General features: G+C 63.3%; 21 protein-coding genes, 1 tRNA gene and 1 pseudogene. 15 read left to right on the forward strand and 8 right to left on the reverse strand.

Annotated features, from left to right (window positions below):
- The first annotated feature begins 29 nt into the window (after positions 1-29).
- The 7 genes and pseudogenes from E3T51_RS11710 (at position 30) to E3T51_RS11740 (ending at position 7,203) form a co-directional block, all read left to right on the forward strand.
- Positions 30-1,073, forward strand: a complete 1,044-nt coding sequence (locus E3T51_RS11710) for a rhamnose ABC transporter substrate-binding protein (RefSeq protein WP_134529992.1) — start codon at positions 30-32, stop codon at positions 1,071-1,073.
- Positions 1,074-1,186: 113 nt separating this feature from the next.
- Positions 1,187-2,209, forward strand: coding sequence for a LacI family DNA-binding transcriptional regulator (locus E3T51_RS11715; RefSeq protein WP_134529993.1), 1,023 nt, complete (start codon positions 1,187-1,189; stop codon positions 2,207-2,209).
- Positions 2,210-2,244: 35 nt separating this feature from the next.
- Positions 2,245-3,018 carry a class II aldolase/adducin family protein gene (locus E3T51_RS11720; RefSeq protein WP_134529994.1) on the forward strand — a complete coding sequence of 258 codons (774 nt, stop codon included), beginning with the start codon at positions 2,245-2,247 and terminating at the stop codon, positions 3,016-3,018.
- The gene (locus tag E3T51_RS11725; protein WP_134529995.1) at positions 3,018-4,574 is read left to right on the forward strand and encodes an FGGY-family carbohydrate kinase; all 1,557 of its coding nucleotides are present in this window, start codon (positions 3,018-3,020) and stop codon (positions 4,572-4,574) included. Before E3T51_RS11720 ends, E3T51_RS11725 begins: the two co-directional genes overlap by 1 nt.
- Positions 4,571-5,182 carry a histidine phosphatase family protein gene (locus E3T51_RS11730; RefSeq protein ID WP_134529996.1) on the forward strand — a complete coding sequence of 204 codons (612 nt, stop codon included), beginning with the start codon at positions 4,571-4,573 and terminating at the stop codon, positions 5,180-5,182. The genes E3T51_RS11725 and E3T51_RS11730 overlap by 4 nt, the downstream gene beginning before the upstream one ends.
- Positions 5,183-5,235: 53 nt before the next feature.
- Positions 5,236-6,402: an L-rhamnose isomerase gene (gene rhaI, locus E3T51_RS11735; protein WP_134529997.1), complete on the forward strand. Its 1,167-nt coding sequence runs from the start codon at positions 5,236-5,238 to the stop codon at positions 6,400-6,402.
- Positions 6,403-6,735: 333 nt separating this feature from the next.
- A pseudogene (locus E3T51_RS11740) lies at positions 6,736-7,203 on the forward strand (hypothetical protein).
- 364 nt (positions 7,204-7,567) lie between these two features.
- Here E3T51_RS11740 and E3T51_RS11745 read toward each other — a convergent pair.
- Complete coding sequence (locus E3T51_RS11745; protein WP_134529998.1) at positions 7,568-7,936, reverse strand: DUF1801 domain-containing protein; 369 nt, start codon at positions 7,934-7,936, stop codon at positions 7,568-7,570.
- An 85-nt stretch (positions 7,937-8,021) separates the two neighbouring features.
- On the opposite strand from E3T51_RS11745, the gene E3T51_RS11750 reads away from it, so the two are divergent.
- The 3 genes from E3T51_RS11750 (at position 8,022) to E3T51_RS11760 (ending at position 10,295) form a co-directional block, all read left to right on the forward strand.
- Entirely contained in the window at positions 8,022-8,858 is an 837-nt protein-coding gene (locus E3T51_RS11750; RefSeq protein WP_134529999.1) for a sigma-70 family RNA polymerase sigma factor, read from the forward strand.
- Positions 8,859-8,971: 113 nt separating this feature from the next.
- Entirely contained in the window at positions 8,972-9,211 is a 240-nt protein-coding gene (locus tag E3T51_RS11755) for a hypothetical protein (RefSeq protein ID WP_134530000.1), read from the forward strand.
- Positions 9,212-9,437: 226 nt separating this feature from the next.
- A complete protein-coding gene (locus tag E3T51_RS11760) occupies positions 9,438-10,295 on the forward strand; it encodes an RCC1 domain-containing protein (RefSeq protein ID WP_134398697.1) in 858 nt (285 codons plus the stop codon).
- Between the two features lie 93 nt (positions 10,296-10,388).
- On the opposite strand, the gene E3T51_RS11765 is transcribed toward E3T51_RS11760, so the two are convergent.
- Entirely contained in the window at positions 10,389-10,973 is a 585-nt protein-coding gene (locus E3T51_RS11765; RefSeq protein ID WP_134530001.1) for a recombinase family protein, read from the reverse strand.
- Positions 10,974-11,160: 187 nt separating this feature from the next.
- Between E3T51_RS11765 and E3T51_RS11770 the strand changes: the two genes are divergently transcribed.
- On the forward strand, positions 11,161-11,655 hold the full coding sequence (locus tag E3T51_RS11770; RefSeq protein ID WP_134530002.1) for a helix-turn-helix domain-containing protein: 495 nt from the start codon (positions 11,161-11,163) through the stop codon (positions 11,653-11,655).
- Between the two features lie 28 nt (positions 11,656-11,683).
- Entirely contained in the window at positions 11,684-12,322 is a 639-nt protein-coding gene (locus tag E3T51_RS11775) for a hypothetical protein (RefSeq protein ID WP_134530003.1), read from the forward strand.
- 178 nt (positions 12,323-12,500) lie between these two features.
- On the opposite strand, the gene E3T51_RS11780 is transcribed toward E3T51_RS11775, so the two are convergent.
- On the reverse strand, positions 12,501-13,046 hold the full coding sequence (locus tag E3T51_RS11780) for a hypothetical protein (RefSeq protein ID WP_134530004.1): 546 nt from the start codon (positions 13,044-13,046) through the stop codon (positions 12,501-12,503).
- Between the two features lie 821 nt (positions 13,047-13,867).
- Between E3T51_RS11780 and E3T51_RS11785 the strand changes: the two genes are divergently transcribed.
- From E3T51_RS11785 to E3T51_RS11795, 3 genes are all read left to right on the forward strand, one after another.
- Positions 13,868-14,275: a hypothetical protein gene (locus E3T51_RS11785; protein WP_134530005.1), complete on the forward strand. Its 408-nt coding sequence runs from the start codon at positions 13,868-13,870 to the stop codon at positions 14,273-14,275.
- Between the two features lie 81 nt (positions 14,276-14,356).
- On the forward strand, positions 14,357-14,611 hold the full coding sequence (locus E3T51_RS11790) for a hypothetical protein (protein ID WP_134530006.1): 255 nt from the start codon (positions 14,357-14,359) through the stop codon (positions 14,609-14,611).
- Between the two features lie 100 nt (positions 14,612-14,711).
- On the forward strand, positions 14,712-15,104 hold the full coding sequence (locus E3T51_RS11795; protein ID WP_134526500.1) for a hypothetical protein: 393 nt from the start codon (positions 14,712-14,714) through the stop codon (positions 15,102-15,104).
- A 31-nt stretch (positions 15,105-15,135) separates the two neighbouring features.
- Here the strand turns inward: E3T51_RS11795 and E3T51_RS11800 are convergent, their stop codons facing one another.
- The 5 genes from E3T51_RS11800 to E3T51_RS11820 form a co-directional block, all read right to left on the reverse strand.
- Positions 15,136-16,323 (reverse strand): tyrosine-type recombinase/integrase, encoded by a 1,188-nt coding sequence (locus E3T51_RS11800; protein WP_134530007.1) that lies wholly within the window; start codon positions 16,321-16,323, stop codon positions 15,136-15,138.
- A complete protein-coding gene (locus tag E3T51_RS11805) occupies positions 16,323-16,559 on the reverse strand; it encodes a helix-turn-helix transcriptional regulator (RefSeq protein WP_134530008.1) in 237 nt (78 codons plus the stop codon). Before E3T51_RS11805 ends, E3T51_RS11800 begins: the two co-directional genes overlap by 1 nt.
- A gap of 171 nt (positions 16,560-16,730) precedes the next feature.
- Positions 16,731-16,804: transfer RNA gene (locus tag E3T51_RS11810), tRNA-Ile, on the reverse strand.
- Between the two features lie 40 nt (positions 16,805-16,844).
- A complete protein-coding gene (locus tag E3T51_RS11815) occupies positions 16,845-18,125 on the reverse strand; it encodes a glycosyltransferase (protein ID WP_420898431.1) in 1,281 nt (426 codons plus the stop codon).
- A gap of 155 nt (positions 18,126-18,280) precedes the next feature.
- Positions 18,281-19,195 (reverse strand): DMT family transporter, encoded by a 915-nt coding sequence (locus E3T51_RS11820; RefSeq protein WP_134530009.1) that lies wholly within the window; start codon positions 19,193-19,195, stop codon positions 18,281-18,283.
- Positions 19,196-19,197 lie beyond the last annotated feature (2 nt).

The following is a 19,197-nucleotide window of genomic DNA, read 5'->3' on the forward strand; positions in this document are numbered from 1 at the left end:
ACCAAGCAACCACTAGGAAGGCAATAACAGTGAATTTCACATTCAATAAGTCCTCACGCCGGCGCGCTGCAACGATCGCCGTGGCCATCGCGGCCGCGTCGGTACTGCTTGCCGGCTGCGCCGCCCCCACGGGCGGTTCCACCGGGACCGACGCCGCTGGCGGCGGAAGCCTGACAGTCATACCGAAAAGCCTCGGCAACAAGTACTTCGAGGCTTCGGACAAGGGCGCCAAAGCGGCTGCCGACGAACTCGGCCTGGACTTCTCCGAGGTCGGTCCGACATCGACCGGTTCAGCTGATCAGGTTCCGTTCATCCAAACGGCGATCCAGACCGGCCAGAAGGCCATCGCCATCGCGGCGAATGACCCGGCCGCCGTCTGCAACGACCTGAAGGCGGCACAGGACGCCGGCGTCAAGGTCGTGGCATTCGACACCGATACCGATTGCCGGGACATCTTCATCAACCAGGCCACCGTCGACGGCATCGCCCAGGGCCTGGTCGATCTGACCGCTGCGCACCTCGGTGCAGAGGGGGGTACCATCGCAATCCTCTCCGGTGGTGCCAACGCAGCTAATCTGAACGCCTGGGTCAACGCCATGACCGCACTGATCAAGGCAGAGCACCCGGAAATCACGATCGCCCAGGTCGCGTACGGCGAGGACGTCGACCAGAAGGCCTACCAGGCTGCTCAGGGACTCATGCAGAGCATCCCGGATCTGAAGGCCATCATCGCGCCGGACACAGTCTCCGTGAAGGAAGCCGCGCACTACCTCTCTGATACCCCGCAGTTCCAGGGCAAAGTCTGGGTCACCGGTCTCGGCCTGCCGAGCGAGATGGCGACCTACGTCACGAGCGGCATCATCGAGCAGTTCGGTCTCTGGAACCCGGAAGACCTGGGATTCCTCGCCACCTACGCCGCTGACGCACTGGTCCAGGGCACCATCACCGGCAAGGAAGGCGACACCTTCACCGCCGGCAAGCTGGGAGAGTTCACGGTCGGTGCGGGTGGAGAGGTTGTCCTCGGCCCGATGTTCGTGTTCGACAAGTCCAACGTCGGTGACTTCTCCTTCTAGGAGCCTCCGACCACCGACTCGACTCGGATCCAGCTGAGTCAACACACCACGGTGGGGTCTGCAGCGTTCGTCGTCGCAGGCCCCACTCGTACTCTGCAGAATGAAGGAAGACGATGGCAACCATCCACGACGTCGCAAAATATGCGGGCGTCTCGGCCGGTACCGTCAGTAATGTGCTCAACCGTCCGGGTTACGTAGCCCCCAAGACGCGGGAGCGCGTACTGGGGGCTATTGCCGATCTCGGGTTCACCCCGGTCCAGCGGGCCCGAAAATTTCCGGCCGGTCGCCAGCGCACCCTGGGGCTGGCGCTGGCCGATCTGGCCAACCCCTTCTTCGTTGACGTGGCCCTCGGTGCGGAAGCCGAAGCCAAATCCCTCGGCGTTGGCGTCGTCTTCGTACACAGCGGCGATGATGCGGCGCGGGAACAGGACAACCTCGACGTTCTCGTGCAGCAACGCGTTCACGGCATCATGATCGCGCCGGTGCGTGCGCTGGACTCTGCGCTGGAAAGACTTGACGCCCGGGATATCCCCGTGGTTTTTGTGGACAGGGTCGATGAGACGATCGAGCACTGCTGGGTGAAAACCGACGACGTCGCCGGTGGGCGGCTTGCCGGCGAGCATCTGATTGAACTTGGCCATCGTGAGCTGGCCTTCGTTGGCAACTTTGCCGGCACCGTGCAGGTGGATCGTCGCTTCGACGGGTTCGCTGCGGCGCTGGCCGGAGGCGGTGTGGTGCCCGAGCGCATCGCCACCGATTCCTGGCGGATCACCGATGGACGCCAGGCCGGTGCCGCCATCGTTGGGCGACCCCGCAAGGAGTTGCCGACCGCGATCATGTGCGGAAACGACCTCACCGCGCTCGGCGTTTTGCTTGAATTCGCCCACCATGGAATACGCGTGCCCGAAGACGTCTCGATCGTCGGATTCGACGATTTGTCGTGGTCGGAGGCAGCGACCGTTCCCCTGACCACTGTGCGCCAGCGCCGAACCGAGATGGGCCGTCGGGCGGTACACCTGCTGCTCGACGAGATCGACCATGGCGATACCCACACGCACCGCCACGAGTTGCTCGTGCCGGAGCTCGTCATTCGTGCCTCAACCGCCGCCCCTCGTTCAGCGCGCTCGACCGTCTGACGCGCCCCTACTTTCACTCTTAGAAGGAGATCACCATGGCCACCATCTGGCAACCCGAACTCGTCACCGACGATCTGATAGCGCTCACGCGGTCTTTGGGGGAGCCCGCCAAAGACCTGGTGATATTGGCCGAGGGGAATACCTCACAGCTTCTCGCCGACGGCAGAATCGTCGTCAAAGCTTCGGGCGCCTATATGGCTGCGGCCACGAGCCATGACTTCGTGGCCACTGATGTGCCCCCCCTCATCGAGTTGATGGATGACCCGGCCTCGACGCAGGAAGACCTCACCACCCTGCTCGACGCGGGCGAGCATGCCGGGGTAAGGCGGCGCGCTTCGATTGAGACGCTCGTGCACGTGGCCGTTCAGTCCGTGCGGCCGACCGCCTATGTTGCCCACACTCATCCGACGCCGGTGCTCGGACTGCTCGCAAGCGTGCACGCCGAGACCGCCTTTGCGGAATGGGTCTACTCCGACGAAGCCGTCGTCATCGGCATTCCACTGTTCGTGCCGTATGCGGCACCCGGGATCGCCCTCGGGCGCATCTTCCTCGAGCGCCTTCGTGACTACGTCGCCGAGCGTGGCGAGCTGCCGTCGCTGGTACTGCTGGGCAACCACGGCATCGTCGCGATCGGCGGCAGCGCTGAGGCTGTCGAGGCGATCACGCTCATGACGGTCAAGGGTGCGCGAACCCGAGTGCAGGCGCTGTCGATCGGTGGGGTGGCCGGCCTCGGCGACGACGCCGTGGCCCACTATTTTCAGCGCACAGACATGATCGAGCGCCGCAAGAACCTGGCCGGCACCGCCTGATGCCCGAACTCACCGCGCGCACCTCGACACCATCGCCCGCCAGCACGACGAGGCAGCCGGCGGCGAACACAGCGCTGTGGGTCGGCATCGATCTCGGCACCCAGAGTGTCAAGGTGTCCATCGTCGACGATCGGGGTGTCGTCGCCGCGTCGACCGCATTGCCGCTGGTGAGTCGGAGACAGGGCGTTCGACACGAACAAGATCCCGAGCACTGGATAATGCAGGCGGCCGCGGCGCTCGCTGCAGCCCTCGCTACGCTACCCCCGGCAGCTGTCGCCCGCATTTCGGGGGTGTCGATCTGCGCGACTTCGGGAACCGTCACGACGGTGGATGCCGGGGGCCGGCCCTGTTCCCCGGGCATCATGTACGACGACGCCCGAGCGGGTGACCTCGGTGCGGAGGCCAACGACGCCGACCCGGTGCGCTGGGCCCGGCTCGGCTACCGGATTCAGCCGACGTGGGCGCTGCCGAAGATCGTCTGGCTCGGGCGCAGCGGGGCGCTCACTGAGGGCCGGTTCGTGGCTCATCAGGCGGACGTCGTGGCGGCAGCTATGGTCGGCACCCGCGTCGCAACGGACTGGAGTCACGCTCTTAAGTCCGGCTACGACATGCTCGCCCTGGAATGGCCCGTCAACGCGCTCAAAACCCTCGATATCAACCCGGCACAGGTGCCGAGCGTCGTCGCTCCGGGCACGGAGTTAGGCCGGTCCAGGACAGCGTGGGCCGAGTCGACCGGACTGCCCGCGGGCACGCCGGTCTTCGCCGGGATGACCGACGGTTGCGCCGCTCAGCTCGGCGCCGCGACCCTGGGCCTCGGCGACTGGCATAGTGTGATCGGCACGACCCTGGTCCTCAAAGGTGTAACCGATCGCATCATCATCGACGATGCCGGTGCGGTCTATTCGCACCGTGCACCCCACGACGGTCTGTGGTTTCCCGGCGGTGCCTCAAGCGTCGGGGCCGGCGCGATCACGTCAGCGCTACCGTCGATCGATCTGGCCGGTTCATCTGATCGTTTGAGCGGTTTGGGTGACCGGCTCGGGTCCATCCCGATCAGTTATCCCTTGGCCGGTACGGGCGAGCGTTTTCCGTTGATCCGCCCGGATGCTTGCGGCTTCGTCAGCGTAGATGGGGTTGATCACAGCCTCGCGGAGGCAGCTGTGCTGCTGGAACCGGACCTCCTTCTCGCATCGATTATGCTCGGCATCGCCTGCGTCGAGCGGTTGAGTTTCGACACCTTGGCCCGTGCCGGCGCCGCCGTCGACGGCAGGTTGAGTTCGTCCGGGGGAGGTACGCACAACGAATGGTGGACGCAACTCCGCGCCGATCTGCTCGGACGCACCATCACCATCCCCCGTTCGTCAGAGGGATCGATCGGCATGGCCATCCTGGCCGCCTGGGCCGGCACTGCGGGAAGCGCGCTGCCCGAGACCGCCTCGCGAATGTCGAGCGTCGGCCGGATCGTCGAGCCACGCACCGCGTATGCGGCGGTGTGGAACGATCGCTACGAGGCTTTCGTCGCGGAACTCGGCGCCAAAGACTGGATTCTGGCATGACGACCATCTTTCTCGTACGTCACGGCGAGACCGCCTGGCACGCCGAGAACCGCTACGCCGGCAGCTCAGATGTTGAGCTCACCGAACTCGGACTCGCTCAGGCTGAGCGGCTGGCACGCTGGGCCGAGGCGCAGCCGATCGACGCGGTCTACGCCTCCGACCTGTCCCGGGCCGTGATCACCGCCACGCCATCGGCAACGGCGCTCGGACTCCCCATCAGCGTGGACCCGGCGCTGCGTGAGGTGCACTTCGGCCGTGGGGAGGGCCTCACCTCCGGCGAGATGCGAGCTCTGTTTGCTGCGGAGACCGCCCGATTCGTTGAACGCCCTGGTACCTCGCCGCTGCCCGGGGCCGAGTCGGGGACGGATGCTGTTGAGCGGTCCTGGGGTGCGCTCGAGCGGATCGTGTCGCAGTACCCCGGCGGAACCGTTCTGGTGGTCATGCACTCAACCCTGATGCGGCTGATTCTCTGCCGTGCCCTCGGGATCCCGCTCGATCGTTACCGTACGGACTTTCCCGCAGTGCTGAATGTGGGCATCACCACGCTGCTGTGGACGGATCAGGGAACGGCGCTGCTCGGCTACAACGTACCGATTCCGGCTCAGTGAGGCGTTCACTTTCCACCACCGGCTCCACACCCTCAACAGAACAGGATCACATCATGACTTCTTTCGCGTTTATTGAGCCGTCGCTTGCCCAGCAGACCATTGAGCTGCCCTCGTGGGCGTTCGGGAATTCCGGTACCCGGTTCAAGGTATTCGGCACCCCCGGCACCCCGCGCACCATCGAGGAGAAGATCTCCGATGCGGCCCAGGTGAACCAGTACACCGGCCTGTCGCCGAAGGTGGCGCTGCACATTCCGTGGGACAAGGTGGAGGATTACGCGGCGCTGCGGGCGTTCGCGGCGGACAAGGGGCTCGCCCTCGGTACCGTCAACTCCAACACCTTTCAGGACGACGCCTACAAGTTCGGCAGCCTCACCCACAGCAACGCGGCGACGCGGCAGAAAGCCATCGATCACCATTTCGAGTGCATCGACGTGATGCACCAGACCGGCTCGGCCGACCTCAAGATCTGGCTCGCTGACGGCACCAACTATCCCGGCCAAGGCGATATCCGCGGCCGTCAGGACCGTCTCGCCGAGTCGCTCGCCGCGATCTATGCGCGTCTGGGTGATGAACACCGTCTGGTGCTGGAATACAAGTTCTTCGAGCCGGCTTTTTACCACACCGATGTGCCCGACTGGGGAACCAGCTACGCGCAGGTCTCCGCTCTCGGCGAGAAGGCCAGCGTCTGCCTCGACACCGGCCACCACGCTCCCGGCACCAACATCGAGTTCATCGTCGCCCAGTTGCTGCGCCTGGGCAAGCTCGGCTCCTTCGACTTCAACTCGCGCTTCTACGCCGATGACGACCTCATCGTCGGGGCGGCGGACCCGTTCCAGCTGTTCCGCATTCTGTACGAGGTCATTCGCGGTGGCGGCTACGGCCCGGACTCGACTGTGGCGTTCATGCTCGACCAGTGCCACAACGTCGAAGACAAGATTCCCGGCCAGATTCGTTCCGTGCTCAACGTGCAGGAGATGACGGCCCGCGCGCTGCTCGTCGACCGCGACGCGCTCGCCCTGGCCCAGAACGCTGGCGATGTGCTTGGCGCCAACGGCATTCTGATGGATGCCTTCTATACGGATGTGCGCCCGTCGCTTTCCGCTTGGCGCGAGTCGCGCGGCCTCGCCGGCGACCCGATGACCGCCTATGCCGCCTCCGGCTACCAGGCGCAGATCGCCGCCGAACGGGTGGGTGGCAGCCAGGCCGGCTGGGGCGCGTAAGCCGCATTGGGCTGTCCATTCCACCGGCCCTGTCTGCACGTGCAGTACCGCACAACTCCATAACTCCTGCAATTCGTTCGGAGTCGCAAGAAGTTCCCCGAAATCACGCGGGCGCGTCCCCTTACGGCCAGAAATTGCAGGAGTTATGCGGCCGCAGCCGTCGCGACGCTTCGAACACCTGAGTGGATACTGAAGTTGGTCACGAGGCGGAAGCGGCTCACGCCGAATCCAGGGGGTGAATCAGCGATGTCAGAGTCACTCGCCGAGTGGGCATCCGGAGATCACGACGACGCTTTCGGAGCGAGCTCGTTAGACGATCTCGACACGCCGCTCATGGCTGAGCCGCCGCATCCAATCAACTGGAACCTCCTCAGTGCCGACGACGCCGAGGCCGAATGGATCGAACTCAACCGCTGGGTGAACTGGCTGCGACGCACCTACGGACTGCCGGCATCCGTTCTGGCATCGGCACCCCGAACTCGTCTGGGAACTCTCCGCACTGCACCTGCACTGGCTCGGAGCCTACGACCCGACCAGCACGGCTCCGCCCCGCTCGGCTGGCACCGTGACTTCGCGGATGCCCGCCAGCGAATTCGCGACTGGGTCGCGATCTCGGGGACGCGGCTGGAGCGGGATCGTTCGACTCGGCAAACGTCATGGCCAGGCGAACCGCCTGCCGACGCAGTGGAGGACGTTGTCATTGGCGATCGCGACGAGGACTTCGTGCAGTTCGTCGTCGACGATGTCGCGCGTCGCCGCGATGCCGAGGCATCGTTCTACTCTCGCGCTGAATCTCGTTGATATCGCCAAGACTTGGCTCTTGCGAAGGGCGTAAAGGACCTGCTTCACTGTCCCAGTTGACGCACCTGAGCGCGACTGTTCAAAGGGCGGGGCAAACGCGACACCCTCGGGCTCGTGACCCGCAGAACCCAGTATCCGCGCGGACGTGCCCGCTCAGCGTCCGGCCTACGGAACGTCTATCGGTCGATCAAAGCGATCCTCGTGGGCAGCCAACGAGGCTTAAGCTGAGCAGCGACAGCGAAGCCCCTGTGGGAGGTTGCGCGAGAGCGCGCGAATACCGTCTTTGGTCGGTGGGCGCAGTGTGCTCCTCGGCACGGCTCGGCAATCGCCGCCTGGGCCCACTGAATCGATCGGGTTCGCTCGTCTAGGACGCGTTGAGCGCTGCCGCTGCGCGGACGAGCTCTTGGAAGGCTGTGGCGTTGATCTTGTCGCCCTCGTGCAGGTCGATGGCTCGCCTCACGCCTGCGGTCTGACTGGCGTTGAAGAGTTCATCGGCGTCGTCGAGCGAGGCGCCTTTCACGAAGGTGAGTTTGACCTTGTCCTTGTAGGTCTCGCCGGTGCAGATGAGCCCATCGAGACTCCACGTCGGCACGCCGAGCGGGTTGGTCGCCTTCTGCCATTTGGTCTCTTCGACCACGTTCGGCTCGGCCTCAAGGATCAAGCCGCGAATGTGGGCCAGCATGTCGCCACGCCAGTCGCCTAGTGCGGCAATGATCTCATCTATCGACGTCATCGGAATCTCCGCTACCTTTCCGTCACACCGGGCGCAGCCAGCACGTTACTCATAGTATGAGACCTCGACGGAAAGCGTGACCCTCATGGACGAGACTGCAGCTTTCGAGCGGGAGCGCCCCCGGTTGTTGCGTATTGCCGGGCGAATCCTGCGGGACGACGCAGAGGCCGAAGATATCGTCCAGCAAACCTGGCTGCGCCTTCAGTCCACTGAGGCTGTCATTGACAACCTGCCCGGCTGGCTGACCACGGTGACCACGCGGCTCTGTTTGGACAGGCTGCGCGCCCCGAAACCGGTCCTCGTCGACGATCTAGCGTTCCCTTCGCTGACTGAAGATCCAGCCGACACACTTGCCCTGGCCGACACGGTTGGGATTGCGCTCCAGGTGGTCTTGGACCGCCTCACACCAAGCGAGCGGGTAGCGTTCGTGCTCCACGACAGCTTCAGCTTTGATTTCCCCACGATCGCCGCGATGCTCGGAACCACTCCCGCCGCTGCACGCAAGCTTGCTTCGAGAGCGCGCAGCAAGGTCCGCCCGGAGGGCGTACAGCGCCGCCGAGCTGACTGGGAAGTTGTGGATGCGTTCCTCGCCGCCGCCCGGCAGGGCGATTTTGAGCAGCTCTTGGCGCTGCTGGCGCCGGGGGTGGTGGTCGCCGGTGATGAAGCGGCGATCTCGGCGGGAACGCCAACCCGGATAGAAGGACGGAGCGCAGTCGCAGCGATGTTCAACGGCGCGGCCAAAGCCGCGTTGCCCGTGTTCATCGACGGCCGCCCGGGCGCGGCATGGTTTCATCGTGGCTCGCCGCGGGTCGCGTTCGATTTCACGGTCGTCGACGGGGTTGTCGATCGGATCGATTTCCGCGCCGACCCGGCCATTTTGGAGCACCTCATCCGCCGTGATGCAGGAGTGCAGCGGAGCTGACCGGCGGCCTGCAACAATCGAACCCCTTAGCGGTCACACCTGCTGGCGCTCCACCGTCATACAGGTAGCAAACCTCAAACGGGGCGACGCGTTCACAGTCAGGATTCGAATCAATGAAAACAATGACCTGCCGCCAGCTGGGCGGCCCTTGCGAAGAACCGTTGCTCGGCAAAACGGCTGATGAAGTTATCAAGGCCCAAGACCGCCATCTCAAAGTCGCCGTCAAGGCCGGAGACACCACCCACGAGCAAGCACATAAGGAAATGAAAGATCGTTGGAAGCACCCAAGACAATCAATGGACTGGTACTCCTCCACCAAGACGGCGTTCGCCGAGTCACCCGAGGACGACTAACCGGGTCGCAGCCGCCCAAAGAACCGCAACGGCCCACTGCGGGGCTACACGGCGAGACCTTCCCCAGCGCGCCCACTCCGCTGTATCCCGGCGTTCGGCTTGCGGGCGCTTTGATCACATCGATAACGATCGTTAGCGATTCGCCACTCCATATGTCCGCACTCCTGAGGAGCACAACCGACGAAGGACTGATGTCCTTCGTCGGAACTCTTGGGACGATCTATAGATGACTAAGCAATCCTTCCGCGCTCGCATCGCCGCAGGGCGGCGTCACTCCGTTGGCCTGACCGCGGATGGGTCGGTGCTGACCGCGGGCATCCCGAAGGCGGAAGAGCGTCGCGTCGAGCGGTGGAGCGGCATCGTCGCAGTCGCAGTCGGCAACGTGCACACGGCGTCCAACACCGGGCGATCCCACACGGTGGGGCTGCTTGAAAACGGCACCGTCGTAGCGACCGGCTGGAACAACAACGGACAGTGCGACGTCGACAGCTGGACGAACGTCGTAGGTATCGCCGCCGGTTGGCGACGCACACTCGCGCTCCTCGCAGACGGGACAGCGCGCGCGGCTGGTCGACAGAGCGAAGGGGCGTGCGATGTTGATGAGTGGAACGAGCTGGTCGCCGTCGCAGCGGGCGACTGGCACTCCATTGGGCTTCGGGCAGACGGCACGGCCGTAGCTGTGGGAAACAACCGCAGGGGCCAATGCGAGGTGACCGGATGGCACGATCTGCAGGCGGTGGCGGCGGGATATCTGCATACCGTCGCCCTAACCAGAGACGGGCATGTGGTCGCGACGGGAGACCGAACGTCCGGCGTCGAGGACATCGCCGTGTGGCGCGATGCCGTAGCCGTGGCAGCGGGCAGTTGTCACACGGTCGCCATTGTCGCAGGGGGCCGAGTTCTCGCTGCCGGCGACAACAGTCGCGGCCAGTGCGATGTTGCATCTTGGCGTGAAGTTGTGGCGGTTGCGGCCGGTTCTACGCACACGCTCGGACTTCGCGCCGATGGGTCAGTGTTGGCCGCCGGCAACAACGATGACAGGCAGTGCGACACCGCGGGCTGGCACCTCGCCGCTTCCGGCTGACCGGAAGCCGATGGCGCTTCGGGCAACGTCCCGCTGAGGGTTCCCGTTGCCGGACCGACCGATCCGGCAACGGGAATTCGTTTGAGGCCCCTTTCAACGGCCCGATTCGAACTGACGTTGAATCGTTCGATAAACGGTCGACCGCGCGACGTTGAAAAGCTCTGCCAATTCCGCGCTGCAATGGAGGCCGGCGTTGTGCACGTCGATCAGATGTTTCTGCTGTGCTGAGGACAGTTTTGGCTGCTTGCCGCGGAGACGCCCCTTCGCCTTAGCCACCTGCATTCCTTCTCGCGTTCGGGCGCGAATTAGATCCGACTCGAACTCGGCGACCATCGCCAGGACGTTGAAAAGGAGGCGTCCGACCGGGTCGTTCGGATCAGGGACCGCTCCGCCGATACTCAGCTTGACGTCTTTAGCCGTCAGCTCGTCAATGATGTCTTTGGCATCTCTGAGTGATCGTGCGAGCCTGTCGAGTTTCGCTACGACGAGGGTGTCTCCGGCGCGACAGGCGGCCAGGGCTTCGCGAAGCCCTGGCCGGGCCCGGTTCGTTCCGGTCAGACCATGATCGGTGTAGATCAGTGACGATCTAACGCCCAGTCGTTCCAGGGCGTTTTGTTGGGCGGTGAGGTCTTGTTCCTCTGTGGAAACGCGTGCGTATCCAATTAGTAATCCATCCATGGCGAAACCATCCCGCTACGCCGTGAACGGGTCAATAATCGTCGCAGTGGGGTCCGGCTTACGGACACGAATATGGGGTGCCTCGAACTTGGTCGTTTCACCATGTCTGACGCTGTCGTTTTATTGTCGTGGTGGTGTCGTGGTGGTGTCGTGGCAAGGTGGCCGGGTTGTCTCCTAGGTTGAGAGCATGAACAAGACACACATCGGTGAACTTCGTCGGGCCCGCGGATGGACTCAAGAGCGGCTAGCGGCGGAGAGCGGGGTCGCGGGGCGAACGATCCAACGGGTGGAAGCGGGTAACGATGCCAGTCTGGATACGATCGCTCTCATTGCGGATGCGCTGGAAGTAGCTGTCAGAGATCTGTTTGTGAGCGTGGAGAGTATCGACTTCGGTGAGGCGGTGGAAAAGCTAGATGCTCGCAAGAGCGCGCAGCAAGCCCGCCGTGATTCCATCACGCACGCGTTCATTTATCTGTTCCAAGGCGTGGGCGTCCTGGTCACCTTCGCGACGATCGTTCTGCAGCTCACCGGTACGTTTTCGTGGCTGGGATGGTTCATCATTCCCGCCTACTGGGCTGGAGTCCGGTTACTCTTCGGTTTTCTCTTCCGAATCGTCATCGACCCACGGTTGGATGCGAAATATCCCCTTTCGCTCCCCTCGCGGGCCGCTGCAGACTACTGACCAGTTTCCGCACCCGCAACGGAATCTCATGTATATCGGTCACTACGCAGCTGCTGCCGTGTTGGTTACGCTCGTGCCGGCCTCGCCGGTGACCCCGATTGCTATCGGTGTCGCCTGGCCGGACCTGGTCTGGCCCGTCCTCGTCCTCATGGGCCGCGAACGCGTCACGGTGGGCCGGAGCGACCCACTGCAACGTTCTATCCGATTCGACTCCTACCCGTTCTCCCACTCGCTGGTGCTCGGCAACCTGTTCACGCTCGTGCCCGCCGCGATCGTCGCTCTTCTCTACGACAGCATTCTGCTGGGGCTGCTGTTCTGGGTCGCCGCCATCTCACACTGGATCCTCGATCTCGTAGTGCACATGCACGACCTGCCTATCCTTGGCTTCGGCGGCAACGACCGCAAGCTCGGATTCGGACTCTGGCAGTACCCGAAAACAGCCTTCGCCACCGAGTACATCTTCTTCGCCATCGTCGTCCTCCTAACCGCTCAACCGACGGCGTATGTCGGTGTGCTCGGCGGGGGTCTGTTCCTGCACTTCCTGAACGCGAACTCATTCTTCGGGTTCAGCAGACACAACCCATTCAGCACGCCAACCCGATTAGCGCTCATTACTTTCGTTGGGTACATCGGCGCGATCGCGTGGTTCACACTCGCCTGGCAATGAGCGAAAGCGGTCGACGGAGATCGAGATGCCTCTCCCGCGTGCAACCGCCCGGACTCAGGGAGATCCATGAATCCAAACCGATGGACGCTAAGAAGCCGCCTCACTACGCAGCTCGACATACAGGCGTAGGCCCACGCCCCGTAGGGGGTTCCCCTTGCGGGGCGGGACTGCGTTGTTGTTATGCGGTTGCGGTGTTCTGCTTGAGGGCACGGGGCCATATTGTGTATGACACAGCCCAGATCGCTTCGATGCCGCAGATCGTTATCAGGATTGGGTACCAGTGCTCCAAGGCGGCCGTCTGCGTGGCGTTGCCTACCAACCAGATCAGGCCGAACAGGACGAGAGCGGAGATTGCCGCTGCGAGCAGGGTGCGCGCGACGTCCTTCCAGCAGGCCACGGTGTAATCGGTTCCGGAGAGACGTGTTGGTGCGGGGCCGTCGGCGAACCGGTGAGAGAAGCGGATGTCGGCCCAGCGGACCATCCCCGGGCCGTAGGCGATCGAGAAGCCAATATAAACCGCGGCCAGGCCGTGCGCCCATTCCGCGTCAGCGCCGGAGCGCAGGTGCACCGCGGTCGTGGTCAACAGCACCAGGTCGATGACCGGGGCCAGAGCGATCAGCACAAGGCCGAGGCGCTTGGCTTTGAGGATGTAGCGGGCGATCAGGCCCAGCACGATGACGACCCAGAACCCGATCTCGCAGGCGATGATGATACCCAAGATCACAAGCCGCTCCGCCCCTCGTAGTAGCCGCAAGCCGAGCTTACGGCAGGCCTAGTCTCCAGTCCGAATCGGGCGGCCGAGCAGCTACACCGCCACGAAGCGGGCCCGAGACGGTGCGACAAGAGCTATTGCCGTATTCCTCGTCCCGGTGAGGGTCCGGCTTACGGGCAGTTTCTGGATCATAAGCCGTAACTCGCGAGGAATCGTTAGTGTCAACCTTGTGAGTAAAGCCCAACGATGCATTCTCCTTCTTGCGCTGGCGGTCGTGCTATGGCTTTTGGGCTGCGCTCTCATCCTGTTTGCAGAAGAGCTTGTCGTTCGCATTCTCGGAGTGGTTTCTTTCGCCGCAGCGGTCCCCCTGGCAATCGCTGGTGGCCGCGGCTTACGCGACCGTCAGTGACGGTTCTTCTTTCGGGGAACGACGCTTCAACGCGAGTATCGTCAGTGACGTGGAGACCTCCTCGCAACGGTTCGCGCGATTGCACGCAAGCAGCCAAGCGCTCTGGCGGACAGCCAAGCTCGTGCGGGGCCTTGCGCTCCTGGTACTCGTTTTTTCAATCGTCGAGCTCTTCCTCACGTGGCCACAGGGAATTGTGCGGGTAATGCGGTACGCAGCGTTCGGTTTATGTGTCATTGGTTTCGGTCTATGGGGTGGGTCGAGAGCGCGAGATCGAGATTCTTTGATCGCCAAGGTGCAGGGTGATGAGCCTCTGATTGACGAATAGGGCATCGTCGTATCATTGAGGGTTCCCCAAAAGACTCGGCGGGGAGGCTCACTGGAGGTGTCGCTACCGGTTCAATCTGATACTGGATACTCTGAGCCCATGTCGCCCAAGGTTGCCGGTTGGTTCGGAATGCCTGCCGCCGCCGTGATCGCAGCTGCCGCGGGTTTCCTAATCGCCAACTCGGCGACGAGTATTCTTGGCGCCTTGGTTCTGGTCGGCGCCACCATCCTCTTTTCCATCGCTGCGGTATGGACGCTGCGGAAGACCTGGGCCGACAAAGCGTGGCCACCGGGAGTGCCCGCCAGCGCGTCCCGACGTCGACGGAGACAGCGCATCGGGGCCATCGTTCAGTGCGTTCTGTCGCCACTCTTGATTGCCCTGAGCGTCCTCCTCATCGTCGCTGGTAGCACCTGGGCGGTCGTCTATATTCTGCTCGGGGTGATAAATGGTGGGACAGCGCTGTGGACCCTCAAGCTTTTGCGCGACTCCGCCTCGAAATCTAAGTGATCACAGATCTCGAGGCGGACCCGCACGTTGAAGACCGGGCTCGCGACGCACCTCGTAAGTAGCCGGTGTACAGTCCAAGCCATGTCCTCGCTGATTCAGCAGAGAATGGCCATAGAGCGTATCCGCACGTCCGCCATCGTGTGGACGCTGCTCGGCGGGGTTGGGGCGTTGCTTGCACTCGCCCAATTGGTCGTGGGAACGGAGCCGACGCGAGCGGTCGTGTTCTTCGGTATCGCGGGAGGGATGATCATCGGCGGGCTCGTCAACTCGAGGCGATATCGTCGGGCAATTGCGGCGTTTACCACCGAGAACGGCGTAGATGCTGGCAAGCGTTGACGGACCTCCGGTCGTCCCGCTTGGGGTTCCCCTTGCAGATCCACGACAAGGCGAAGGCGGGCCGGAATTGCAATAGAGTCGGCGCAGGATGAAAAGCAGGATGGCACTGACGCGGTCTATCGGCATTTCTCTGATCGTGGTCGGTGTTATCGCTGCTCTCTGCGTAGTCGCCTTGGCTTGGTTGTCCGCCACGTACGGCGGACTCGATTACAAGTGCCTCGTGGAAGGACCACGGCGGGTGTCCGCCCCTTTCGCGGTCACGTCGGAAGCCGTGCGGGTGCACGGATCTTTCTCCTGGTGGCCGTTAGGGCGAGCCTGTAACTGGCAGCGTGCAGACGGTCAAGGCTTTGTGATAGCCGGCCCTGGCTGGACCACCACCATCACATTCCTCGTCTGTGCCGCCGTTGCATCCGTTGGCGGACTCCTCATCGCCATCGGAAATGCGCGCACGCGCTCCTTGGCCGCAGCGGGACGCCAAGGCATTCCCGGCTAGGCGTCCCGCAAGACGTTCCCTTCTGAAACTCCTAAGGTGGCGGCGCCAACCGTTGCATCACCTCCGCCGGCTCCGCCTTCACCCTGCGGTCCGGTTCCGCGTAGTGCGCCTTGGTCGTTGACGTAGACGTGTGCCCGAGCATGTCCGCCGCCGCCTGCATTCCAAGCTCATTCGCGAGGAGCGTCGCCCCGGTGCGGCGAAAGGAATGCGGCGTGATGTTCAGACCCTCGAGCCCCGCATTGCGGAGTATCTCCCGGAACGTGCGCCTAACGTTGTATGGCGCGAGCGGGGTGCCCACCCTCGAGTAGAAGATCAGGTGCTCCGCATCCTCCGGATCGAGCAACGCCAGACGCTGGCGGATAACCTCGGCCGCAAAAGGCGGCATGCCAATGACCCGGTTCGACTCGTGGGTCTTGGGATGCTCCTGACGGTGCACGCCGGCTTTGTTGTGCACGACGAGCGTGCCGCTGATGTGCACCCGCGGCGGGTCGGCTTCCAGGTCGACGTCACACTGCCTAATGGCGAGCACTTCACCGATTCTCGTGGCGGTGCCCAGCATCACCTCGATGATGTCGCGCACCTGGCCGTCCGACCGTGGCCCCATCCGGCCCTCTTCCGTGCGCCATTCTCGGGCAGCGAGCCGGATGGCGGCAATCTGGTCGGTCGTGAGCGCCTTTGGCGTGTGCGGAGGGCTCTTCATGCGCGAGGTCTCCTTCATCGGATTTCGCGGAATGATCTCCCGCCGCGTTGCGAACGCCAGGATCATCCCGAGAATCGTTCGAGAGTGCTTTGCCCGCGTATAGGACTGCACTCGCTGCTCCCTGAGGAAGAGCTCGATACGACCGACGGTCACCTCGCGAATCGTGAAGTTCTCGAAGTAGGGCAAGACGAGCACACGCAACGCGCGTTGATACGTGTCCTTCGTGCCCTGGACACGGTCAACATCGAGCATCACGTCCTCCATCCATGCCGCCGCGAGCAGCGGAAACGGCGAGCTGGCCGTCAAGGACTCCCCGACGCCACCGACGCGCATGCGCGCGGCGAGTTCGATCTTGAGGGCCGCCTGCGCCGCGTTTCGGCTATCCCGCGTCGCGCCGACTTGTCTGGACTGTCCGTCCCAGTCTCGGAATACGGTCGTGGCGCGGAACCGTTTGGGGCCGAGCTTGACCGTCGTGATCGAGCCAAACGTACTAATGGGCAGGCGCGGTCGCCCCGACATCAGCGCTCAGCCCCTTGGCGATCCAAAGCCGCGTCGGGCTCATGCAAACCGTCGAGCCACTGGCGTATATCTGAGACGCGGTAGCGGATCTCCCGGCCCACTCGGATGCCGGAGGGGCCTCGACCGTCGGTTCGCATGTCATAGATCGCCTGCGGCTGAACGCCGAGGTACTCGGCGAGCTCGCTTGTCGTTAGAACGGGCTCAAGACCCAGCCCGAAGAGTTTTTCAGTGTCCATGACCCAAAGGTGATCGAGGTCATCCCAGATGACTCGAACCGGGTCGTGCATCTTCTCTATGGGAACAGCAGAAGGTCGGAAATTTTTGAATAAACAATGGATAAACAATGGGTGAGTCAAGTCTTGCCCTTTCGGTACAGACAAGAAACCCTGATCAGATCAAATTTACAGTAGGGCGGCCGGGACTTGAACCCGGGACCGACGGATTATGAGTCCGCTGCTCTAACCAGCTGAGCTACCGCCCCAAAAGGGAACGACCGAACGGTCGCACCCACAATTACGTGACTATTCCGGCGTCTGCGAGGAGGCCCCGTTGGTGACCAGATCGCTCACCGGCTCCCCACGATACAGGCATTCGAACGTATTTAGAGTGCGCTTGATGTCGTGGGCGGCGATGAGCTTGAGTGACTCCCGCTTAAGTGCCTCCAGGCGTTCGGGGGTAGCCGTCAGCACCACGGTCAGTTTGTCCGCCAGATCCTGCGCGTCGCTCGGCTTGAACAGGTACCCGTTGGCCTGGTCATGCACGAGGTGCGGAAGTGCCATGGCATCGGCGGCCACAATCGGCAATCCCGACGCCATGGCCTCCATCGTAGCGATGCTCTGCAGTTCGGCAATGGACGGCATGGCGAAAACCGTAGCCCGTGAGTAGGCCGCGCGCAGCTCGTCATCCGTCACATAACCGGTGAACGTGACATGCGAGCGGATGCCGAGGCTGTCGGCAAGGTGCTCCAGGTTGCGTTTCTGGTCGCCCCCGCCGACTATCTCGATCCGTGCGTCGAGGTCGGGCGACAGCAGCGCTGCCGCCCGCAGGAGCACGTCGATCTGCTTCTCTCCGGTGACTCGACCGACGAAGAGGATGCGGTTCTCTGTGCGCGGCTCGAAGTTCGGTGCGTAGTTGTCAGCGTCGATTCCGCAGGAGATCGCGTGGACACCGGTGAGACCGGTGTATTTCTCCAGAAACTGGGCGGCACGTCTGGTCGGAGTCGTGACGGCTGCGGCACGGCCGAACGTGCGCCGGGCAGCGCGCCAGGCCGCTTTAATGACGCGATCCTGTAGGCCGACCGGCACGAGGGAAAACTTCACCATGTTCTCAGGCATAAAGTGGTTCGTGCCGACCAGACGAATGTTGCGCTTGGCCGCCTCGATCGATACGCCGCGGCCAACGTTGATGTGGGATTGAAAGTGCACGACGTCGGGATGAAAAGAGTCGAGAATGCGCCGGCTTTCACCGCGAACCAGCCAGGGCAGGGCGAAGCGTAACCAGTCGTGCGGGTACCAGCGCCAGCTGTGTAGGCGATGCACGACCATCGGCTGTCCCTCGTGCATTTCGGTGCCACTGCCGTGCTTGCGCGTCGGCGCCGGGGCCATGATCTGGACCTCGTGGCCGCGTGCCACCAGGCCTGCGGCCAGTCGCTCGGCGAAGCGAGCAGCACCGTTCACATCGGGTGCAAATGTGTCGGCGGCGATGAGAACACGAATCCGCGGCTTTTGGCCCGGCGCACCCCCGTCGCGCTCGGGCGCATTGCCCGGGGTTGGGCTGCTCAGCGAGTCGGTCGAATCTGACAAGTGGAGTAGTCCCTACGTTGTTGGGCCGGGGATCATCATCCGGCAGGAAATCTTGGGAGCGCATGCTGGAAATGACGCGTTGCACTCGAACCCTATTCTAAACCGTGCCCACAACGCGGTGTCCCGCACCGTGGCGGTCCAAAATTCTTCGCGAGTCAGCGGTCGAGTTGGGGATGGTAGCGCGCGAGCAGGAAAACGCCCCAAATGGCGATCGCCCCGGCCACAACGAACGCGATCGCCGCTGCCGGCGGTGCCTGGCTGGCTTCGCCCAGCACGACGATTCCAATGCCCACAGCGACGAGCGGGTCAACCACGGTGAGCCCGGCAATCACGAGATCCGGTGGTCCAGAGGCGTAGGCGTTCTGCACGAAGTATGCCCCCAGCACGGCGGCGAGGAGTAGACCGAGCACACACGTCAGAGTGAGCCACTCGAAGTTTCCGTTCTGGGTGCGATTGATGATGACCTTGGCCAACGTCGCCACGAATCCGTAGAGCACACCGGCACCGAGAATGTAGAAAATTGCCTGCGACCGGCGGCGCAGAAACCCGAAGGCAAGCGCAAAGGCCAGCAGCACGACCGCGAGAACGATGAGAATTGTCACCAGATTTTGATCGGTGACCGGCTTGTCAACGGCGGTGAACGCGGCCACGGTCACGAACAGGCCTACCCCGCCCACACACATGGAGATGGCGATAACGCTCGCACGATTGAGCTTGACCCTACTGACTCGGGCGTTCAAAACGGCGGTGATGACGAGGGCGACGGCCCCGAGCGGCTGCACGACAATGATGGGCGCGAAGGCAAGGCTGGTCAGTTGGAACACAACGGCCAAGCCGAGCATAAGCGAGCCAAATACCCAGGACGGCCGGGCCAGCAGCCGGGTCAGCTGGCGCACACTGAGCCCGCCGGTGACCGCTCCGGTGAGCGCCTCGACCTTGTTCACGCCGCGATGCTGAAATTGAGCACCGAGGGAGAGAAAGACGGCGCCGACCAAGGCCAGCGGAATTCCGATGGCCTGCCGCGGATCAATGGCAATTTCAGTTGCCAGATCGGTTAGGTCAGAGGTCACTT

It is taken from the genome of Cryobacterium serini (assembly GCF_004404025.1).
In the GTDB taxonomy this organism is placed as follows: Bacteria; Actinomycetota; Actinomycetes; order Actinomycetales; family Microbacteriaceae; genus Cryobacterium; species Cryobacterium serini.